This is a genomic window from Limnohabitans sp. Rim8, from assembly GCF_943326455.1.
In the GTDB taxonomy this organism is placed as follows: Bacteria; Pseudomonadota; Gammaproteobacteria; order Burkholderiales; family Burkholderiaceae_C; genus Limnohabitans_A.
This window is the reverse complement of record NZ_CALPTI020000011.1, coordinates 55,946-72,692: the sequence shown is the minus strand read 5'-3', so window position 1 is coordinate 72,692 and position 16,747 is coordinate 55,946. Positions and strand designations below refer to the sequence as shown.

Annotated in this window: 14 protein-coding genes; 5 read left to right on the top strand and 9 right to left on the bottom strand. The window is 59.6% G+C overall.

Annotation, left to right across the window (positions count from 1 at the left end; genetic code table 11):
* Positions 1-7: 7 nt before the first annotated feature.
* Together Q1M54_RS09470 and Q1M54_RS09465 are read right to left on the bottom strand one after the other, a co-directional pair.
* Positions 8-790: an ABC transporter ATP-binding protein gene (locus tag Q1M54_RS09470; protein WP_300556601.1), complete on the bottom strand. Its 783-nt coding sequence runs from the start codon at positions 788-790 to the stop codon at positions 8-10.
* Positions 787-2,733 carry an AMP-binding protein gene (locus Q1M54_RS09465; protein ID WP_300556599.1) on the bottom strand — a complete coding sequence of 649 codons (1,947 nt, stop codon included), beginning with the start codon at positions 2,731-2,733 and terminating at the stop codon, positions 787-789. The genes Q1M54_RS09470 and Q1M54_RS09465 overlap by 4 nt, the downstream gene beginning before the upstream one ends.
* A gap of 156 nt (positions 2,734-2,889) precedes the next feature.
* Here Q1M54_RS09465 and Q1M54_RS09460 point away from each other — a divergent pair, with 156 nt between their 5' ends.
* The 5 genes from Q1M54_RS09460 (at position 2,890) to htpG (ending at position 8,648) form a co-directional block, all read left to right on the top strand.
* Positions 2,890-3,597, top strand: a complete 708-nt coding sequence (locus tag Q1M54_RS09460; protein WP_300556597.1) for a Crp/Fnr family transcriptional regulator — start codon at positions 2,890-2,892, stop codon at positions 3,595-3,597.
* A gap of 165 nt (positions 3,598-3,762) precedes the next feature.
* Entirely contained in the window at positions 3,763-4,977 is a 1,215-nt protein-coding gene (locus Q1M54_RS09455) for a PQQ-dependent sugar dehydrogenase (RefSeq protein WP_300556595.1), read from the top strand.
* Positions 4,964-5,602: a c-type cytochrome gene (locus Q1M54_RS09450; protein ID WP_300556593.1), complete on the top strand. Its 639-nt coding sequence runs from the start codon at positions 4,964-4,966 to the stop codon at positions 5,600-5,602. The genes Q1M54_RS09455 and Q1M54_RS09450 overlap by 14 nt, the downstream gene beginning before the upstream one ends.
* Before the next feature lie 71 nt (positions 5,603-5,673).
* On the top strand, positions 5,674-6,582 hold the full coding sequence (locus tag Q1M54_RS09445) for a pseudouridine synthase (protein ID WP_300556592.1): 909 nt from the start codon (positions 5,674-5,676) through the stop codon (positions 6,580-6,582).
* A 74-nt stretch (positions 6,583-6,656) separates the two neighbouring features.
* Entirely contained in the window at positions 6,657-8,648 is a 1,992-nt protein-coding gene (gene htpG, locus Q1M54_RS09440) for a molecular chaperone HtpG (protein WP_300556590.1), read from the top strand.
* A 7-nt stretch (positions 8,649-8,655) separates the two neighbouring features.
* Here htpG and Q1M54_RS09435 read toward each other — a convergent pair whose 3' ends face one another.
* The 7 genes from Q1M54_RS09435 to Q1M54_RS09405 form a co-directional block, all read right to left on the bottom strand.
* The gene (locus tag Q1M54_RS09435; protein ID WP_300556588.1) at positions 8,656-9,915 is read right to left on the bottom strand and encodes an MFS transporter; all 1,260 of its coding nucleotides are present in this window, start codon (positions 9,913-9,915) and stop codon (positions 8,656-8,658) included.
* A complete protein-coding gene (locus tag Q1M54_RS09430) occupies positions 9,912-10,931 on the bottom strand; it encodes a serine/threonine protein kinase (protein WP_300556586.1) in 1,020 nt (339 codons plus the stop codon). The genes Q1M54_RS09435 and Q1M54_RS09430 overlap by 4 nt, the downstream gene beginning before the upstream one ends.
* A 27-nt stretch (positions 10,932-10,958) precedes the next feature.
* Positions 10,959-11,765, bottom strand: coding sequence for a crotonase/enoyl-CoA hydratase family protein (locus Q1M54_RS09425; protein ID WP_300556585.1), 807 nt, complete (start codon positions 11,763-11,765; stop codon positions 10,959-10,961).
* A 1-nt stretch (position 11,766) separates the two neighbouring features.
* Entirely contained in the window at positions 11,767-12,615 is an 849-nt protein-coding gene (locus Q1M54_RS09420; RefSeq protein ID WP_300556584.1) for a 3-hydroxybutyryl-CoA dehydrogenase, read from the bottom strand.
* Positions 12,616-12,682: 67 nt separating this feature from the next.
* Positions 12,683-14,839 (bottom strand): TonB-dependent receptor, encoded by a 2,157-nt coding sequence (locus Q1M54_RS09415; RefSeq protein WP_300556582.1) that lies wholly within the window; start codon positions 14,837-14,839, stop codon positions 12,683-12,685.
* Positions 14,840-14,972: 133 nt separating this feature from the next.
* Positions 14,973-15,779, bottom strand: coding sequence for an ABC transporter permease (locus tag Q1M54_RS09410; RefSeq protein WP_300556580.1), 807 nt, complete (start codon positions 15,777-15,779; stop codon positions 14,973-14,975).
* 2 nt (positions 15,780-15,781) lie between these two features.
* A complete protein-coding gene (locus tag Q1M54_RS09405; protein WP_300556578.1) occupies positions 15,782-16,711 on the bottom strand; it encodes an ATP-binding cassette domain-containing protein in 930 nt (309 codons plus the stop codon).
* Between the last annotated feature and the right edge of the window lie 36 nt (positions 16,712-16,747).

The following is a 16,747-nucleotide window of genomic DNA, read 5'->3' as shown; positions in this document are numbered from 1 at the left end:
GTTCTCCTTAGTGGCTGGTGCCCAAATAGGCACTGATCACGTCTTCGTTGTTGCGCACTTCTTCGGGGGTGCCGTCGCCAATTTTTTTGCCGTAATCGAGCACCACCACGCGGTCCGAAATGTCCATCACCACGCCCATGTCGTGTTCGATCAACACGATGGTGGTGCCGAACTCGTCGTTCACATCCAAGATGAAGCGGCACATGTCCTGCTTTTCTTCCATGTTCATACCGGCCATGGGCTCATCGAGCAAAAGCACTTTGGGCTCCATGGCCAAAGCGCGACCCAAATCAACCCGCTTTTGCAAGCCATAAGGCAGCTGGCCCACGGGTGTTTTGCGGAACGCCTGGATTTCAAGAAAGTCGATGATGTGCTCGACAAATTCGCGGTGCGTTTCTTCCTCGCGCTGAGCGGGGCCAATGCGCAGTGCTTGCATGAACAGGTTGCTCTTTATGTGCAAATTGCGGCCGGTCATGATGTTGTCGATCACGCTCATGCCCTTGAACAAGGCCAAGTTTTGGAAGGTCCGAGCAATGCCCATCTCGGCCACTTGGCGGCTGTTCATGTGGTCAAACGTTTGGCCCCGAAACGTGATGCTGCCCTCTTGCGGGGTGTACACGCCATTGATGCAGTTGAGCATCGAGCTTTTGCCTGCGCCATTGGGGCCGATGATGGCGCGCACTTCGTGTTCGCGCACGTTGAACGAAATGTCGGTCAGCGCCTTCACGCCGCCAAAACGCAAACTGATGTTGTTGACGTCCAGAATGACGTCGCCGATTTTCTTGGTCATGCTGCTGCCTTCACGGGTGTGAATGTTTTGGCGTCGGAAATCTTGAGCGTGGCGCTGACGCTGCCGGTGCGGCCGTCTTCAAACTTGACCACCGTCTCAATGAACTGCTCGGCTTTGCCTTCGTACAGGCCATCGACCAGTGGTTTGTATTTGTCGGCAATGAAGCCGCGGCGGACTTTGTTGGTGCGGGTCAACTCGCCATCGTCTGCGTCCAGCTCTTTGTGCAAGACCAAAAAGCGAGAGACCTGGCTGCCCGCCAGCAAGGCGTCTTCGGCCAAATCGGCGTTGACCTTTTCCACGCACTCCTGGATGAGCTGATAGACCTCTGGCTTTTGGGCCAAATCGGTGTAGCCCGCGTAAGAAAGGTTGCGGCGTTCAGCCCAGTTGCCCACGGCATCAAAGTCGATGTTGAGCATGACGCAGACTTTTTCACGCTGGTCGCCATATGCCACAACCTCTTTGATGAAGGGGAAAAACTTGAGCTTGTTCTCAACGTATTTGGGCGCAAACATGGCGCCGTCGTTGGCGCCGCCCTGGATGCGGCCCACGTCTTTGACGCGGTCAATGATCTTCAGGTGGCCGTGGCTGTCGATGAAGCCCGCGTCGCTGGTGTGGTACCAGCCATCGGCGGTCAACACTTCATCGGTGGCCTTTTGGTTCTTGTAGTAACCCTTGAGCAAACCCGGCGACTTCACCAAGATTTCGCCGTTGTCCGCCACTTTGATTTCCACGCCCTTGCACGGCACACCCACGGTATCGGCACGCGCTTCGTTGTCAGGCTGCAGGCACACAAACACAGCGGTCTCGGTGGAACCATACAACTGCTTGATGTTCACACCGATCGAACGGAAAAAGGTGAACAGGTCGGGGCCAATCGCCTCGCCTGCGGTGTAGGCCACGCGCACGCGGCTGAAACCCATGTTGTTGCGCAAAGGGCCGTACACCAAGAGGTTGCCCAAGCCGTACACCATGCGGTCCATGAAGCCCACCGACTGGCCATCCATCAAAGCGGGGCCCACTTTTTTGGCCACATCCATGAAGTAAGAAAACAACTTGCGCTTGAAGTTGCCCGCATCTTCCATGCGGATCATCACGCTGGTCAGCATGCCCTCAAACACGCGGGGCGGTGCGAAGTAATACGTGGGCCCAATCTCTTTCAGGTCGATGGTCACGGTGGCCGATGATTCAGGGCAATTGACCACGTAGCCACACACCAACCACTGGGCGTAGCTGAAGATGTTTTGCCCAATCCAAGCGGGTGGCATGTAGGCCAACACGTCTTCAGAGTGGGTCAGCTTGTCGAATTCTGCGCCTGCATCTGCGCGGTCGATCAAGGAGCCGTGCGTATGCACCACACCTTTGGGGTTGCCGGTGGTGCCCGATGTGAAGAACATGGCCGCCACATCAGCGGTGTTGGCTTTGTCCGCCTCTTCGGCAAAGAACTGGGGGTGCTGCTGTGCGAACACCGCACCGGCAGCGATCAGTTCTTCCAATGAACCGAGACCATCTTCGGTGTACTTGCGCAAACCACGGGGGTTGTCATAAAAAATGTGAGCCAGCTGAGGGCATTGCTCACGCACCTCCAGCATCTTGTCGACCTGTTCTTGGTCTTCCACCACCGCAAAACGCACCTCAGCGTTGGTGATGGGGAACACGCATTCGGCAGCCGCAGCATCTTGGTACAAAGGCACAGGAATCGCGCCCAGCGACTGCGCGGCCAACATGGTGGCGTACAGGCGCGGGCGGTTGGAGCCCACCACAATCAGGTGCTCGCCCCGCTGCAGACCCGCTTGGTGCAAACCACAGGCCATTGACTGAACCAATTTGGCCAAATCAGACCAGGTAATGGTCTGCCAAATGCCATATTCTTTTTCTCGCAACGCCGGTGCCAAGGGGCGCTCGGCAGCGTGTTTGAGCATCAAACGGGTGAACGTTGTTTGCATGACCTGACCTGTCTCCATAACGGTACGTTGGGTGCTGTGCGACCCAAACTTGCACGGATCGTAGGCAGTCATTTGACGTCAAGTTGTCGTTTGGACGACAATTTAGGGAAGACCCTTATCACAACTGTCTGCAAACTGACAATTCGGAAATCTCACATGCTCAAAGAAAGTTCCGTCCACCAACGCCGCCGTCCTTTGACTTTGGCCGAATTGAATGACATTCCTTGGCTTAACTTGCTGCGACAGGAAGAAAAGGAGCAAATCACGCCTCAGTTGGTGGTCAGCGACCTGCAGACTGGCGAGCATGTCTGCCGAATAGGCAAACCGGTGACGTATTGGTTTGGTGTGCTCTCGGGTTTGTTGAAAATGAGCACCGACAACGAAAGCGGTCAGACCATGACTTTCACCGGCATACCCCCCGGAGGATGGTTTGGCGAAGGCACGGCGATCAAGCGCGAGGTCTACCGCTACAACATCCAAGCTCTGCGGCCCAGTTTGGTGGCTGGCATGCCCGTTGACACCTTTCACTGGCTGATCGATCACTCGCTGGGTTTCAACCGTTTCATCATGCAACAGCTCAATGAGCGCTTAGGCCAGTTCATTGCAGCGCGAGAGATGGACCGCATGACCAACCCCGAACTGCGCCTGGCCAGGCACCTGGCTGCCCTGTTTAACCCCGTGCTGTTTTCAGGCGTGGGCGAGGTGCTGCGCATCACCCAGCAAGAGTTGGCCTATTTGGTGGGCCTCTCAAGGCAGCGCGTGAATGAGGCACTGCGGGTGCTTGAAGACAACCAGCTGATTCGCATCGAATACGGCGGCTTGCGCATCCTCGATTTGAACGGGTTAAGAACCCGGCAGTTTTAACCCCTCCTCTGAATTCAAACGTCTGCACACAAGGCCTTCGACAAGCGGTTGCCAGTCATGTGGGTGACCGCAAACAGGCATCGACTCGGGGTAACCCTATGTCTCCTTAATTTTTGTGGGGATAAGCTCAAAAATCTTTTTCGCTTCACTCACAGGAGACCATTGATGTTCAAAAAAATTGCGACCTGCGCAGCTGTCCTGACCCTCAGCATGGGTTATGCCGTTGCCCAAGCCCCCGCCGCTGCACCTGCACCCCCACCGGCCTGGAAACAAGGCATGCCCGCCGAGATGGCCAACTCCACTTTGGCCCCGCTCGCCGGCAAACTGACCGTCACCCCAGCGGCAGACATCCCATTGAACAAACTCAAGCTGCCACCAGGTTTCAAGATTGAAATTTGGTCCACCGGCACCCCTGGCGTCAGAGCCATGAGCCGCGGCGAGAGCGGCAAAATTTATGCAGGCACACGCGGTCTGGGCCGTGTTTATGAAATCAGCGACAACGGCAAAGAGCGCAGCAGCCGCGTGTTGGTCGACAAGCTGAACCAACCTGCTGTCACCATGCACAAAGGTTCTTTGTATGTCATGGCCATCGACAAAGTGTTGCGTTACGACGGCATCGAAGCCAACCCCAATGCCCAGCCGGTGGACATGACCGCCGCCTTCAAGCTGCCCCCGCTGCAACACCACAACTGGAAATACCTGAGCTTCGGCCCAGACGGCAAGCTGTATGTACCTTTCGGTGCGCCGTGCAACATCTGCGAGCCAGGTGCTGAATACGCCCAAATCCGCCGCTACAACGCAGATGGTTCTGGCATGGAAGTGATCGCCACCGGCGTTCGCAACACCGTAGGTTTTGACTGGCACCCCGTCACCAAAGAGCTGTGGTTCAGCGACCATGGCCGTGACTGGATGGGCGATGACACCCCCGATGACGAACTCAACCGCATGTCCAAAACGGGCTTGAATTTCGGCTTCCCCTACTGCCACGCCAGCGGTGTGGTCGACCGGGACATCAAGAAAGACAAGCCTTGCGACGGCGTGACATTGCCTGTGGCCAACATGGGCCCTCATGCTGCTGTGATGGGTGTGACCTTCTACACCGGCAACATGTTCCCTGCGGAATACAAAAACATGATGTTTGTGGCCCGCAAAGGTTCCTGGAACCGCACCAAGAAATTGGGCTTTGATGTGGTGGTGGTCAACACCGATGCCGAAGGCAAGAGCGCCAAAGTCTCGCCATTCCTGACCGGCTTCAAAGACGACGCGGACGACAGCTTCTGGGGTCGCCCGGCTTACATGTTGCAAATGCCCGATGGTTCAATGCTGGTCTCTGACGAGCAACTGGGTGCCATCTACCGCATCTCGTATGCCAAGCCCTGATGGCTTGACATGGAGAGCAGGTGTTTGTGCGGCCCTGATTGGGGCCTGTGTCTGGGCTGCGCCACACGCGCTGGCCCAGACGGCCTTTAAAGGCACGGCCCAAGTCAATGCCAGCATCCAAGCCCCTGAACGAGCCGCGCAGTGCGTGGCCTGTCACGGCGCCAAAGGTGTGTCTCAAATCCCCAGCATTCCTTCGCTGGCGGCGCAACCCAAAACCTTCATCGAAAACCAATTGGTTCTGATTCGCGAAGGCTTGCGGGATGTGCCTGCCATGAAAGGCTCTCTTGACGGGGTCTCCGATGCCGAACTCGTGGCCCTGGCCACCTATTTTTCGGCGCAAGTGGCTCCCCCTGCGGCCAAGGGCCGTGCGGACAAAGCCAGCCTAGAGCGTGGCAGGGAACTGGCCAAGGCCGCTTTGTGTGGCACCTGCCATTTGCCGCAATACCAAGGACGTGACCAGGTCCCCAGATTGGCCAGCCAACAAGAGCAATTCTTGTTGGACGTGATGAAGGAATACCGTGACAAACCCGGCCCCGGTCGCGACACGGTGATGGCCGCGGCCTTGTACGGCATCAACGATGCGCAGCTCAAGGACTTGGCACACTTTTTCGCACACACACGCTGAGTCGGCGGCAGCAAAAAAAGGGACAATGGGCAGCCTTGCCTATTCGTCCCATTTTTTGATTCTGCACCCCCATGAACCAGCCCCCGGCATTTCAACGCGCTCCCCGACCTGAAGGCAAAGGTGAAGCCGCTGCGCCCAGAGGCACTTCGCGCCTGAACAAGCGCATGGCCGAGTTGCGCATGTGTTCGCGCCGCGAAGCCGACGCTTGGATTGAACAAGGCTGGGTGAAGGTCAACGGCCTGCCCGCCAGCATGGGCCAGCAGGTCACGCTGTCTGACCGCATCACCATCGACAAAGCCGCCGAGCAGCAACAAGACCGCCAGGTCACCATCTTGCTGCACAAGCCCATGGGCTATGTGAGCGGCCAGGCCGAAGACGGGCACGAACCGGCCATCACCCTCATCAACCCACGCAGCCACTGGGGCGGCGACCCGTCCAAACTGCGCTTCACACCACCCCACCTGCGCGGCTTGGCCCCAGCTGGCCGCCTGGACATCGACTCCACCGGCCTGCTGGTGCTGACGCAAGACGGCCGCGTGGCGCGTCAGCTGATCGGTGAAGACTCAGAGATGGAAAAAGAATATTTGGTGCGCGTGGCCTACACCGGCCACGAAAACACCGCTGCCGCCAACGCCGCATCGGCCACTTATGGCGGCAAAGCCAACCAGCTCACCACCATTGGCGACTTCGACCGGGTCAGCGCCAACGTGCAAGCCGTGTTCCCCAAGGCGCTGCTCGAGCGCCTGCGCCACGGCCTGAGCCTGGACGGCAAGCCCCTCAAGCCGGCCAAGGTGGACTGGCAAAACCCCGAGCAATTGCGCTTTGTGCTGACCGAAGGCAAAAAGCGCCAGATCCGGCGCATGTGCGAACAGGTGGGCCTGAAAGTGGTGGGCCTCAAGCGCATCCGCATGGGCGGCGTGCAGCTGGGACAAATGCCGCCGGGGACTTGGCGGTATTTGGGTCCCAACGAATCGTTTTGACCTCTTGAAATCCACCCATGACGCCCCAAGCTGTGGGGCGTTCTTGTTTTCTGACTTTTTACTGTTGAACCGCTATGAGCAAACAAACCCATGCCTTTCAGGCCGAAGTCGCACAACTGCTGCACCTGGTCACCCACTCGCTGTACTCCAACCAAGAGATTTTTCTGCGCGAGCTGATCTCCAACGCCTCGGACGCTTGCGACAAGCTGCGCTTTGAAGCGCTCAACCACAACGCCCTTTATGAAGACGCGCCCGACTTGCAGGTCCGCTTGTCTTTCGACAAATCGGCCAAAACGCTCACCATCACCGACAACGGCATCGGCATGACAGCGCAAGAAGCCATTGACCACTTGGGCACGATCGCCAAAAGCGGCACCAAGGATTTCATGAGCAAGCTGAGCGGCGACCAAAAATCAGACGCGCAGCTGATCGGCCAGTTCGGTGTGGGCTTTTATTCGGGCTTCATCGTGGCCGACAAGATCACCGTGGAAACCCGCCGTGCAGGCGCGGCAGTGGCCGAAGGCGTGCGCTGGATCAGCGGCGGCACGGGCGACTTTGAGGTCGAGACCATCACCCGCCCCGAGCGCGGCACCAGCGTGATCTTGCACCTGCGCGAAGAGGCACTCGAATATGCCAACACCTGGAAGCTCAAGGAAATCGTCGGCAAATACTCCGACCACATCAGCCTGCCCATCTTGATGGAAAAGGAAGAGTGGAAAGACGGTGAATTGATCGACCCGAGCAACGAAGAAGCTGGCCGCAAACCTGGCGGCATGGTCAAGACCGGCGAGTGGGAAACCATCAACAAAGCCAGCGCCCTGTGGACCCGCCCCAAGAAAGACATCACCGACGAGCAATACGCTGACTTCTACAAACAGATCAGCCGCGACTTTGAAGCCCCGCTGACCTGGACCCACAACCGCGTGGAAGGCAGCACCGAATACACCCAGCTGCTCTACATCCCATCCAAGGCCCCGCAAGACCTGTGGAACCGCGACAAGAAAGCCGGCATCAAACTGTATGTGAAGCGCGTGTTCATCATGGACGAGGCCGAAGCGCTGATGCCCAGCTACCTGCGCTTTGTGAAGGGCGTCGTGGACTCCGCCGACCTGCCCCTGAATGTGAGCCGCGAGCTGCTGCAAGAAAGCCGCGATGTGAAAGCCATCCGCGAAGGCTGCACCAAGCGTGTGCTGTCGATGTTGGAAGATCTGGCCAAGCACGACAAGGCGCCCGCGGCTTCTGCCGATGCCACGGATGCGACGACCGAAGGGGTCTCTGACGTTTTAAGCGAAGAAGACAAAGCCAAGCTCGGCCAGTACACCAAGTTCTACGCCGAGTTCGGCGCGGTGCTGAAAGAAGGCTTGGGCGAAGACTTTGGCAACAAAGACCGCCTGTCCAAACTGCTGCGTTTTGCATCCACCACCAGCGACACCTTGAGCGTGAGCTTTGCAGACTACAAAGCCCGCATGAAGGAAGGCCAGGACGCGATCTACTACATCACCGCCGACACCCTGGCCGCCGCTAAGAACAGCCCACAGCTCGAAGTCTTCAAGAAAAAGGGCATCGAAGTCTTGCTGATGACCGACCGGGTGGACGAGTGGGCGCTGAACTTTGTGCACGAGTTCGACGGCACGCCGCTGCAAAGCGTGGCCAAGGGCGCGTTTGACCTGGGCAAGCTGCAAGACGAAGAAGAAAAGAAAGCGGCTGAAGATGCCGCAGAAACTTTCAAGCCCGTGCTGGCCAAGCTCAAAGAAGCGCTCAAAGACAAAGCCGAAGACGTGCGCGTGACCAGCCGCTTGGTGGACAGCCCTGCCTGCCTGGTGGTCACCGACGACGGCATGAGCATGCAACTGGCCCGCATGCTCAAACAAGCCGGCCAACAAGCCCCTGAAGTCAAGCCCGTGCTCGAGGTCAACCCCGAACACGCGCTGGTCAAAAAACTCGACGGTTCGGTCCACTTCCACGACCTGGCCCACATCCTGTTTGACCAGGCCCTGCTGGCCGAAGGCGGCCTGCCCGCAGACCCTGCGGCTTATGTGAAGCGGGTGAATGCGCTGTTGAGCTGATCGCTGCTCAGCCCGCGCGCTTGGTCTGACGCCACGCACTCAGCCCCACCAACACCCAGGCCACACCTGCGGCCCAGGGCATGAGACCCATGGTGCCCGCCCAAATGGCCTGAGGGAGTGCTGCTCCTTGCCCCAAGGCTTGGGTTTGCAGCCATTGCATCAACCACAGCCAAACCATGGCGGCGGCCACAATGCCTACGGTACGGGTCACCAAGGTCAGACTGCCCGACAAGCCCCGCGCCGAGTCCGGCAAGCTGGCCACCACCTGGTCGGCGTAGACCACCTGAAACACCCCCAAGCCCACGCCCTGAAAAACCAAGGCCAGGGCCATGAAGGGCCAGGCCTGCGCCATCGACACAGCGCCGATCCAGGCCAACCCCAAGGCCATGACCCCTTGCGCCCAATGGTCCGCAGCCCTCAGGCTCATGCGGCGCAGCAGCGCAGGCGCTACGCCCGAACCCACCAGCACACCCAAAAGCCAAAGGGCCAGCATGGCACCCGTGGCGGTACCGCCCCAGCCGGCAGCTGGCAGGGCATAGGGCAGGCTCAGGGCAACGGTGAAGCTGCAAAACTGGACGCCCACATTGACCAGGTTGGTCCAGGCGAAATCGGCATCGCGCCGCATCAGGCCCCACACACCCCGCACGCTGCTCGCTTGGCTGGCATCGCCGGGGACGCTCAAGGTCTGCACGCGCAGCCGTCGGGCCAGCCAAGGCGTGCAAAGCCAGGCCAACAACACAATCGGAATCCGAAAACCGTATACCCCAGCCCAGCCCCAGTGCAGCATGCTCAGGCCCCCCAGCAATGGGGCCAGCAAACCGGCCCCCGCGAACATGGCGCCATACACCGACAGCGCCTGCGTGCGCTGCCCTGTGGCCAGCAAGCCCATGGCCAAGGCTGGCGCGCAGGACAAGGTCAGCGCCACACCAACGCCTTGCAAGACCCGCCCGGCCAGCAGCCCGCCATACGTCGGCGCCGCCGCGCAGGCCGCCAAACCCAGAGCCGACAGCCCCAAGCCCCAGCGAAACACGCGCAAGTGCCCCAAACGGTCCCCCAACACGCCGCAAAACAGCATCAAGCTGCCATACGTGACGACGTAGCAAACTGCCACCCAGCGGATGTCCGCGGTAGCCAAGGCAAAGGCTTCGGTCATGGCGGGAAAAGCCATGTTGACCGCAAAGTCAAGCGGTGCGATCGCGGCACCGCAGCCGACGACAGCAAAGCCCAGAAAAGGCGTGCGGGGGTGGGGTTCTGTCAATTTGCTCACACCACCAGCGGCGCTTCCTGCATCTGCTCGACTTGCTCTTGCAGCATCAGCACCTGACCGCGCCAGTAATCGGGCGTGCCGAACCAAGGAAAGTTGACCGGGAAAATCGGGTCTTGCCAGCGGCGCGCCAGCCAGGCGCTGTAATGGATCAGACGCAGCGTGCGCAGCGGCTCGATGAGCTTCAGTTCAGCGCGGTCAAAGTTGCGCACCTGTTCGTAGCCATCGAGCAAAGCCGACAGTTGCTGCGTGCGCTGCGCACGGTCGCCCGACAGCAGCATCCAAAGGTCTTGCATGGCCGGGCCCATGCGGGCGTCATCCAGGTCCACAAAATGCGGGCCACCGCCGGGCAGCTCGGTGGGTGTCCACAAAATATTGCCGGGGTGGCAGTCGCCGTGAAGGCGAATCAGGCGACGCTCTGCTGCGCCCTGCGCCATTTTTTCTTGCACCAAGGCCAAGGCCGCAGCAAAGGCCTCGCGCCATTCGCGCTCAACCTCCAGCGGAATCATCTGGTTTTTTTGAAGCCACTCGGCGGGCTCCAGCGCAAAGGTCTGCACATCGAGTGTGGGGCGTTGCACAAAAGGACGGGCCGCGCCCACGGTGTGGATGCGGGCCAGAAAACGGCCGATCCATTCGAGCACTTCAAAGTCATCCAGTTCGGGCGCACGGCCGCCTCGCAAGGGACTGACCGAAAAGTCAAAACCTGCGCTGGTGTGCAAGGTCTGATCATTCAAGCGCATGGGGGGCACCACCGGCACCTCGGCCGCCAACAACTCAGCCGCGAAGTCGTGTTCTTCCTGGATTTGTGCCCGGCTCCAGCGGCCAGGTCGGTAAAACTTGAGGACCACCGCCGAGCTGCCTTGCACGGGTTCATCCAAGTGCGCACGGTAAACGCGGTTTTCGTAAGAGCTGAGCGCCAGCAAACGGCCGTCGGGCCACAGGCCCAGATCGGTCAGGGCGTCCATCACCCGGTCGGGGGTGAGTTCGGCGTAGGGGTGCAAGGCGTGGACATCGGTCATGCACCGATTGTGGCGCACGCCCTGCGTTCACTGGCCGGTAAAACGTGCGGCGCGTTTTTCAACAAAGGAGCGCACGCCCTCGGCCGCGTCATCGCTGCGCGACAAGCGCTGTTGCACTGGCAAAAAGTCATGCATGGCCACCAAGGGGCCTTGCTCTACGGCCTTGAGTACGTTTTGCCGGGTAGCCACCACCGCCAGTGGCGCTTGAGCAGCAATTTGTTCAGCGATGTGCATGGCCTCTGGCAGCAGACGGTCTGCAGGTACCACCTTTTGCACAAAGTTCAGGCGCAGGGCTTCGGCGCTGTCAAACACATCGGCGGTGAGCAAATGCAAAAGTGCATTGCCAGAGCCCGCCCGCTCGGCCATGCGCAGCGTGGCGCCGCCCGTGGCCATGATGCCGCGCTGCACTTCCAGTTGCGAGAACCGGCAGTCATCGGCCGCGACCACGATGTCCGCTGCCAGCATCAGCTCGATACCCAGCGTGTAGGTGATGCCCTGCACCGCCACCACCATCGGCTTGACGCGGCGGCGGTAGCCCTCCATCCCCAAATTCAGGGGATCGACCAAGCCCAGCGGCACGGCTTTTTCGCCGCGCTGCATCAATGGCGCGATGGTGGGCAAGTCCAGTCCGGCGGTGAAGTGGGCACCCGCTGCGCACAGCACACCCACGCGCAGCGTCGGGTCGTCGTCCAGGCGGGTGTAGGCCTCGCCCAACTCTCGGTACATCTTGGGCGTGAAACCGTTGCGCTTGGCGGGGCGGTTGATGCAAATTTGAAGGACTGCACCCTGCACGGTGCAATCGATCTGGCCTTCGGGGTGGGAGGTGGTCTGCATCTCAGTACTTGTAAACGCCCTGACCGGTCTTGCGGCCCAAACGGCCCGCGGCCACCATCTCTTTGAGCAAGGGGCTGGGGCGGTATTTGCTGTCGCCAAATTCCTTGAGGTAGACCTCCATCACGGCCAGGCACACATCGAGGCCAATCATGTCGGCCAGCGCCAGCGGGCCAATCGGCTGGTTACAGCCCAGCTTCATGCCCGCGTCAATCGCTTCGGCCTCGGCCAGGCCCTCGCCCAGCACAAAGAAGGCTTCGTTGATCATGGGCACCAAGATGCGGTTGACCACAAAGCCGGGAGCGTTCTTCACGGTGATGGGGGTCTTGCCCAAGGCCAGCGCCATGTCGTGCACCGCGTCGTGTGTGGCGTCGCTGGTCTGCAGGCCGCGAATGATTTCAACCAGCGCCATCATGGGCACGGGGTTGAAAAAGTGCATACCAATGAAGCGGTCGGCGCGTTGCGTGGCGGCGGCCAGCTGGGTGATGGAGATCGACGAGGTGTTGGACGCGATGATCACGTTGGGGGCAAGCAAACCGTCGAGCTGCTTCAAGATCTTGACCTTGAGCTCGTGGTTTTCGGTGGCAGCCTCGATGACCAGCTGCGCACCCTTGAGGTCGTCGTAGCTGGTCGAGCCTTGGATGCGGCCCAGCGCTGCGGCCTTGTCGGCCTCACTGATCTTTTCTTTGTTGACCAAGCGGTCCAGGCTCTTGGTCACACTGGCCACGCCCTTGGCCACGGCCGCGTCCGAGATGTCGACCATCACCACCTGGATGCCCGACACCGCACACGCCTGTGCGATGCCATTGCCCATGGTGCCTGCGCCAATGATGCCTACGGTCTGGATGCTCATGTTGTTCATTCCTTCGAAATGGGGGGGGAAACGCAAAACAAGGATCTTACCGGGCTCAACCACCGACTCAGAACCGGCGCTGCGCCTCCAGACCGACCAAGAGCTTGCGGCCCAGACCGGGTTCGAAGAAGCGGCTGGTGCCATCGTTGACGATGACCGAGCCCACATGGCGGCGGTCGGTCAGGTTGTCCACCCGAATGAATTCACGCAGCGTCCAATCACCCCGGTCTTGCTTGAAGTGCAAACCCAAGTTGAACAGCGTGTGGCCTGCCGCCGAATCGGTGTTTTGGTCGTTCACCATCACACCACCCACGTGGCGTGTTTCAAAAACCACCCGGCTGCCTGCCCAGCCTGTGTCCCAAGCGGCTTGCACAAAGGCTTGTTGCATGGGCAAGCCGGGGATGCGGTTGCCTGAAGATACAGGTACTTGACTTCCAACAAGGCAGGGACTTGATGCACAAGTTTTGAAAGCGTCCAAGTATTCAGCCTGCATCCAGGTCAAGGCGGAAACCAAACTGACTGGCCCGTAACGCCAGTCGCCCGACAACTCTAGGCCTTGGCGTTGGGTACGACCGGCATTTTTAAAAATGGCACGCCCCCCTGTATTGCTCTCCACCACGATCTCGTTGTTGGTACGGATGTCGAAAGCTGTGGCATTCCATCGAAAGCGATCGGCGCGGCCGCGCAAGCCAACTTCAGCGCTGGTGCTGCGAGCGGCATTGAGTTGGGTGTTGAAGCCTGAAGCCCCAACAACATTTTGGTAAGCCACTTCGTTGAGCGTTGGAATTTCATAGCCTTTGCCCACGCTGGCAAAGGCTTGCACCACAGGGGTCCACTGCCAGCGCATGCCCACCACCGGCAAGGTGGCACGGAAGGTCTTGCGGCCACTGTCGTCCCCGTTGCTGAGGAACTGGTCTGTCGATTCGTATTCGGTTCGGGTTTGGCGCAAACCACCCATGAGCGTCAGGTCTTTCGAACGCCATTCGGCCTGCAGATAAGGATCGAGCGTGCTGGCGCGGTTGACCTCGTCACGCCGCAGCCTGCCTTGAACACCCAAGGTGCTGCCGATGAAATTTTCATAGCCCTTGCGCTGGTCGCTTTGATGGTCTGAGGCCAAACCCGCGCTCACTGACAAACGCCCACCTTGCCAATCACCTTCATGACGCCAGCGGGCATTCCAACCCCAGTAATCGCGGTCTAAATCAATCACCCCACCTGAACTGCCAGGAGGCACTTGCGCACCTGTGGTGATGGACTGAAATTGCACCACTTGACGCTGCCCGCCATAACCCATCAACTCCAGCTTATGCCCACCACCAAGGGCTTGCTCAAAAGCCAAGCCCAACTGGGTTTGCGCTACAGATTTACGCGTATTGAATGTTGTTGCGGCCGAATTGGTGGATAACGGATTGGCGCTCAACTCCGCACGTGTTAACCCCTGCGGATCCAATGCAAAACTGTTGTGCTGGTTGAGTACCAACACCGTGCGCCCACCCTCGTGGGGGCGTGACAACTTCAGGTTGGCATTGGTTCGATCGGCCGCAGACTGTGGCCGGGCACCGTCGGTGGCAAAGCGGCTCACATCCAAGGCATAGGACCAACCTGGCTCTTTGGGGGCACCGGTTTTGCCGGTCGCCTGCGTTGACAGCCGCCACAAACCGTCAGACCCCGCGACCATGCCCGTGCGCCATTGGGCCGGATGCTGACCCTCTTCGGTGTAAAGCAACAAGGCGCCACCTGATGAGGCGCCATACAGCGCAGCCATAGGCCCGCGCACGACTTCAATCCGATCAGCTCCCCCCAATGGGAAATTGGCCACTTGCCCCGACCCATCCGGCGCACTGGCCGGGATACCATCCACAAACAAGCGCACGCCGCGCACGCCAAAAGTGGCCCGCGCCCCATAACCTCGCACCGAAATTTGCAGGTCTTGGGCATAGTTTTGGCGGTTGCGGATCACCAAGCCCGGCACACCCGCCAGGCCCTCCGACACATTGATCTGGGCCTGCCCATCGCGCAGCGATTCACCATCGACCACATCGATGGACGCAGCGCCGCGCCACACACCGCCGCCAGACCGTTCGCCCGTCACCACCACCGGCGACAGCGCGCCAGGATCAGCAGTGGCCGAAGCCGATTCAACCTGGGCGTGAGCACCCCATGCGCAACAAACAAGAGCAGCCACGGCCACGGGTTGACGGACAAAACGGATGGAATCGTTCACAAATACGGCTTTCAGAGAAGGTCGACAGACAAGCACTCAAGCAAAACCAAATCAATGAAATCACTTGAAGTTGTTGTTGTCATTTTTAACCAGCAAAAGTCCATTTGTGGACGCCTAGACGACAGGTTCGGCATCAACTCCTGAACCGTTTGCGGGTCAAGGCCAGCGCCACCCAAAACGACACCCCCGCAAACCCGCTCAACACCAACACCAGCCGCACAGGCTCGTCAGGCCAGCGGTCCAAGAACATCGGGCGCACCAAGTCGACTGCCACCGACAGCGGCAACCAGTCCGCAACCACACGCACGAAGCTGGGCAGCTGCTCACGCGGAAAGAAGATGCCCGAGAGGAACATCATGGGTGTGAGGAACAGGGTGAAGTAGTAGGTGAAAAAATCGTAGCCCTTGGCCAGCGCGTTGAAAATCAGCGCCATGCAGCTGAAGGTGATGCCCACGCCCAGCAGCACGGGCCAAGCCACCAGCAGCTTCCAGCTGTGGCTGATGCCCAGAGCCAGCATCACCAACAAAATGGCCGAGACGCTGAACAACGACTTGAACGCGGCCCAGAGCATTTCGGCCAACACCACATCGTCCAAGCGCACCGGGGCGTTCATGATGCCGTCCCAGGTTTTTTGCACATGCATGCGCGAAAACGCCGAGTACAGCGCCTCAAAGGTGGCCGCGTTCATGGCGCTCATGCAAATGCTGCCGCTGGCCAAAAACAAAATGTAGGGCACCTTCTCGCCGCCCATCTCGATCTGGCCCACCAAAGCCCCCAGGCCGTAACCAAAAGCCACCAGCCACATGAGCGGCTCGGCGATGTTGCCCACCAAGCTGGGGATGGCCAGTTTTTTCCAGACCAGCCAGTTGCGCAAAAACACGGGCCACCAGCGCATGGACAAGCGGGGTGCGGTCCAGATGTTGTTTTGAATTTGACTCATGGTCAGCCTTCCTCTCGGATCTGGCGTCCGGTCAATTTCAAAAACAGGTCTTCCAGGTTGGAAGGTCGATGCAAGGTGCGCAGAGCGGGCCAAGCCTGCAACGCGTTCATCAAGGCGCGACTGTCTTGGGTGTAGAAAAAAACCGTTTCGCCGCTGACCTCAATCCGGCCAGACAAGACTTTCAGATTCGGCTCTTGCGCCAGCGCTACCGCGCCTTGGCCAAACACCTCGATCACCTCGGGCTCCAGGTGCTCAGCGATCAAATCGCGCGGCTTGCCTTCAGCAATCTTGCGGCCTTGGTCCAACACCAACAAGCGACCACACAGGCGCTCGGCCTCGTCCATGAAGTGGGTGGTGAGCAAGATGGATTTGCCCTCTTGCAGCAGCACCTGTAGACGCTCCCACATGAGGTGCCGCGCCTGCGGGTCTAGGCCCGTGGTGGGCTCGTCCAGCATCAAAAGCTGCGGGTGGTTGATCAGGGCTCGCGACAAACTCAAACGCCGCTTCATACCACCCGACAACTCACCCGGTTTGGCTTTGGCTTTGTGGCTGAGGGCGCCAAATTCGAGCAGCTGTGGAATGCGCTCACGGATCACCGAATCGGGCAGGCCAAAGTAGCGGCCAAAGACCAGGAGGTTTTCTTCAGCGGTGAAGTCTGGATCCAACGTGTCCATCTGCGCGACCACGCCCAAGCGGGCCTTGATGGCCAATGCGTCGCGCGGCATTTGCAATCCGTCGAAATAACGAATGGCGCCGCCATCGGGCTGAGACAAACCCAGGCACATGCGCAGGGTGGTGGTTTTGCCTGCGCCGTTGGGGCCAATGACCCCCAAACATTCACCAGGCTCAATGTGAAAAGACAGGTCATTGACCACCATGGCATCGCCGTAGCGTTTGACCAGATGTTCGACCGACAGCAATGGGGTATTCATGCCGGAATTGTGCCTGTGGCCGCTTGCCCGAGCACG

What these genes read in the sequence shown, in the direction of transcription:
- Q1M54_RS09470 (WP_300556601.1), bottom strand. Translation starts at nt 790, where the DNA reads ATGACCAAGAAAATCGGCGACGTCATTCTGGACGTCAACAACATCAGT.
- Q1M54_RS09465 (WP_300556599.1), bottom strand. Translation starts at nt 2,733, where the DNA reads ATGCAAACAACGTTCACCCGTTTGATGCTCAAACACGCTGCCGAGCGC.
- Q1M54_RS09460 (WP_300556597.1), top strand. Translation starts at nt 2,890, where the DNA reads ATGCTCAAAGAAAGTTCCGTCCACCAACGCCGCCGTCCTTTGACTTTG.
- Q1M54_RS09455 (WP_300556595.1), top strand. Translation starts at nt 3,763, where the DNA reads ATGTTCAAAAAAATTGCGACCTGCGCAGCTGTCCTGACCCTCAGCATG.
- Q1M54_RS09450 (WP_300556593.1), top strand. Translation starts at nt 4,964, where the DNA reads ATGCCAAGCCCTGATGGCTTGACATGGAGAGCAGGTGTTTGTGCGGCC.
- Q1M54_RS09445 (WP_300556592.1), top strand. Translation starts at nt 5,674, where the DNA reads ATGAACCAGCCCCCGGCATTTCAACGCGCTCCCCGACCTGAAGGCAAA.
- htpG (WP_300556590.1), top strand. Translation starts at nt 6,657, where the DNA reads ATGAGCAAACAAACCCATGCCTTTCAGGCCGAAGTCGCACAACTGCTG.
- Q1M54_RS09430 (WP_300556586.1), bottom strand. Translation starts at nt 10,931, where the DNA reads ATGACCGATGTCCACGCCTTGCACCCCTACGCCGAACTCACCCCCGAC.
- Q1M54_RS09425 (WP_300556585.1), bottom strand. Translation starts at nt 11,765, where the DNA reads ATGCAGACCACCTCCCACCCCGAAGGCCAGATCGATTGCACCGTGCAG.
- Q1M54_RS09420 (WP_300556584.1), bottom strand. Translation starts at nt 12,615, where the DNA reads ATGAGCATCCAGACCGTAGGCATCATTGGCGCAGGCACCATGGGCAAT.
- Q1M54_RS09410 (WP_300556580.1), bottom strand. Translation starts at nt 15,779, where the DNA reads ATGAGTCAAATTCAAAACAACATCTGGACCGCACCCCGCTTGTCCATG.
- Q1M54_RS09405 (WP_300556578.1), bottom strand. Translation starts at nt 16,711, where the DNA reads ATGAATACCCCATTGCTGTCGGTCGAACATCTGGTCAAACGCTACGGC.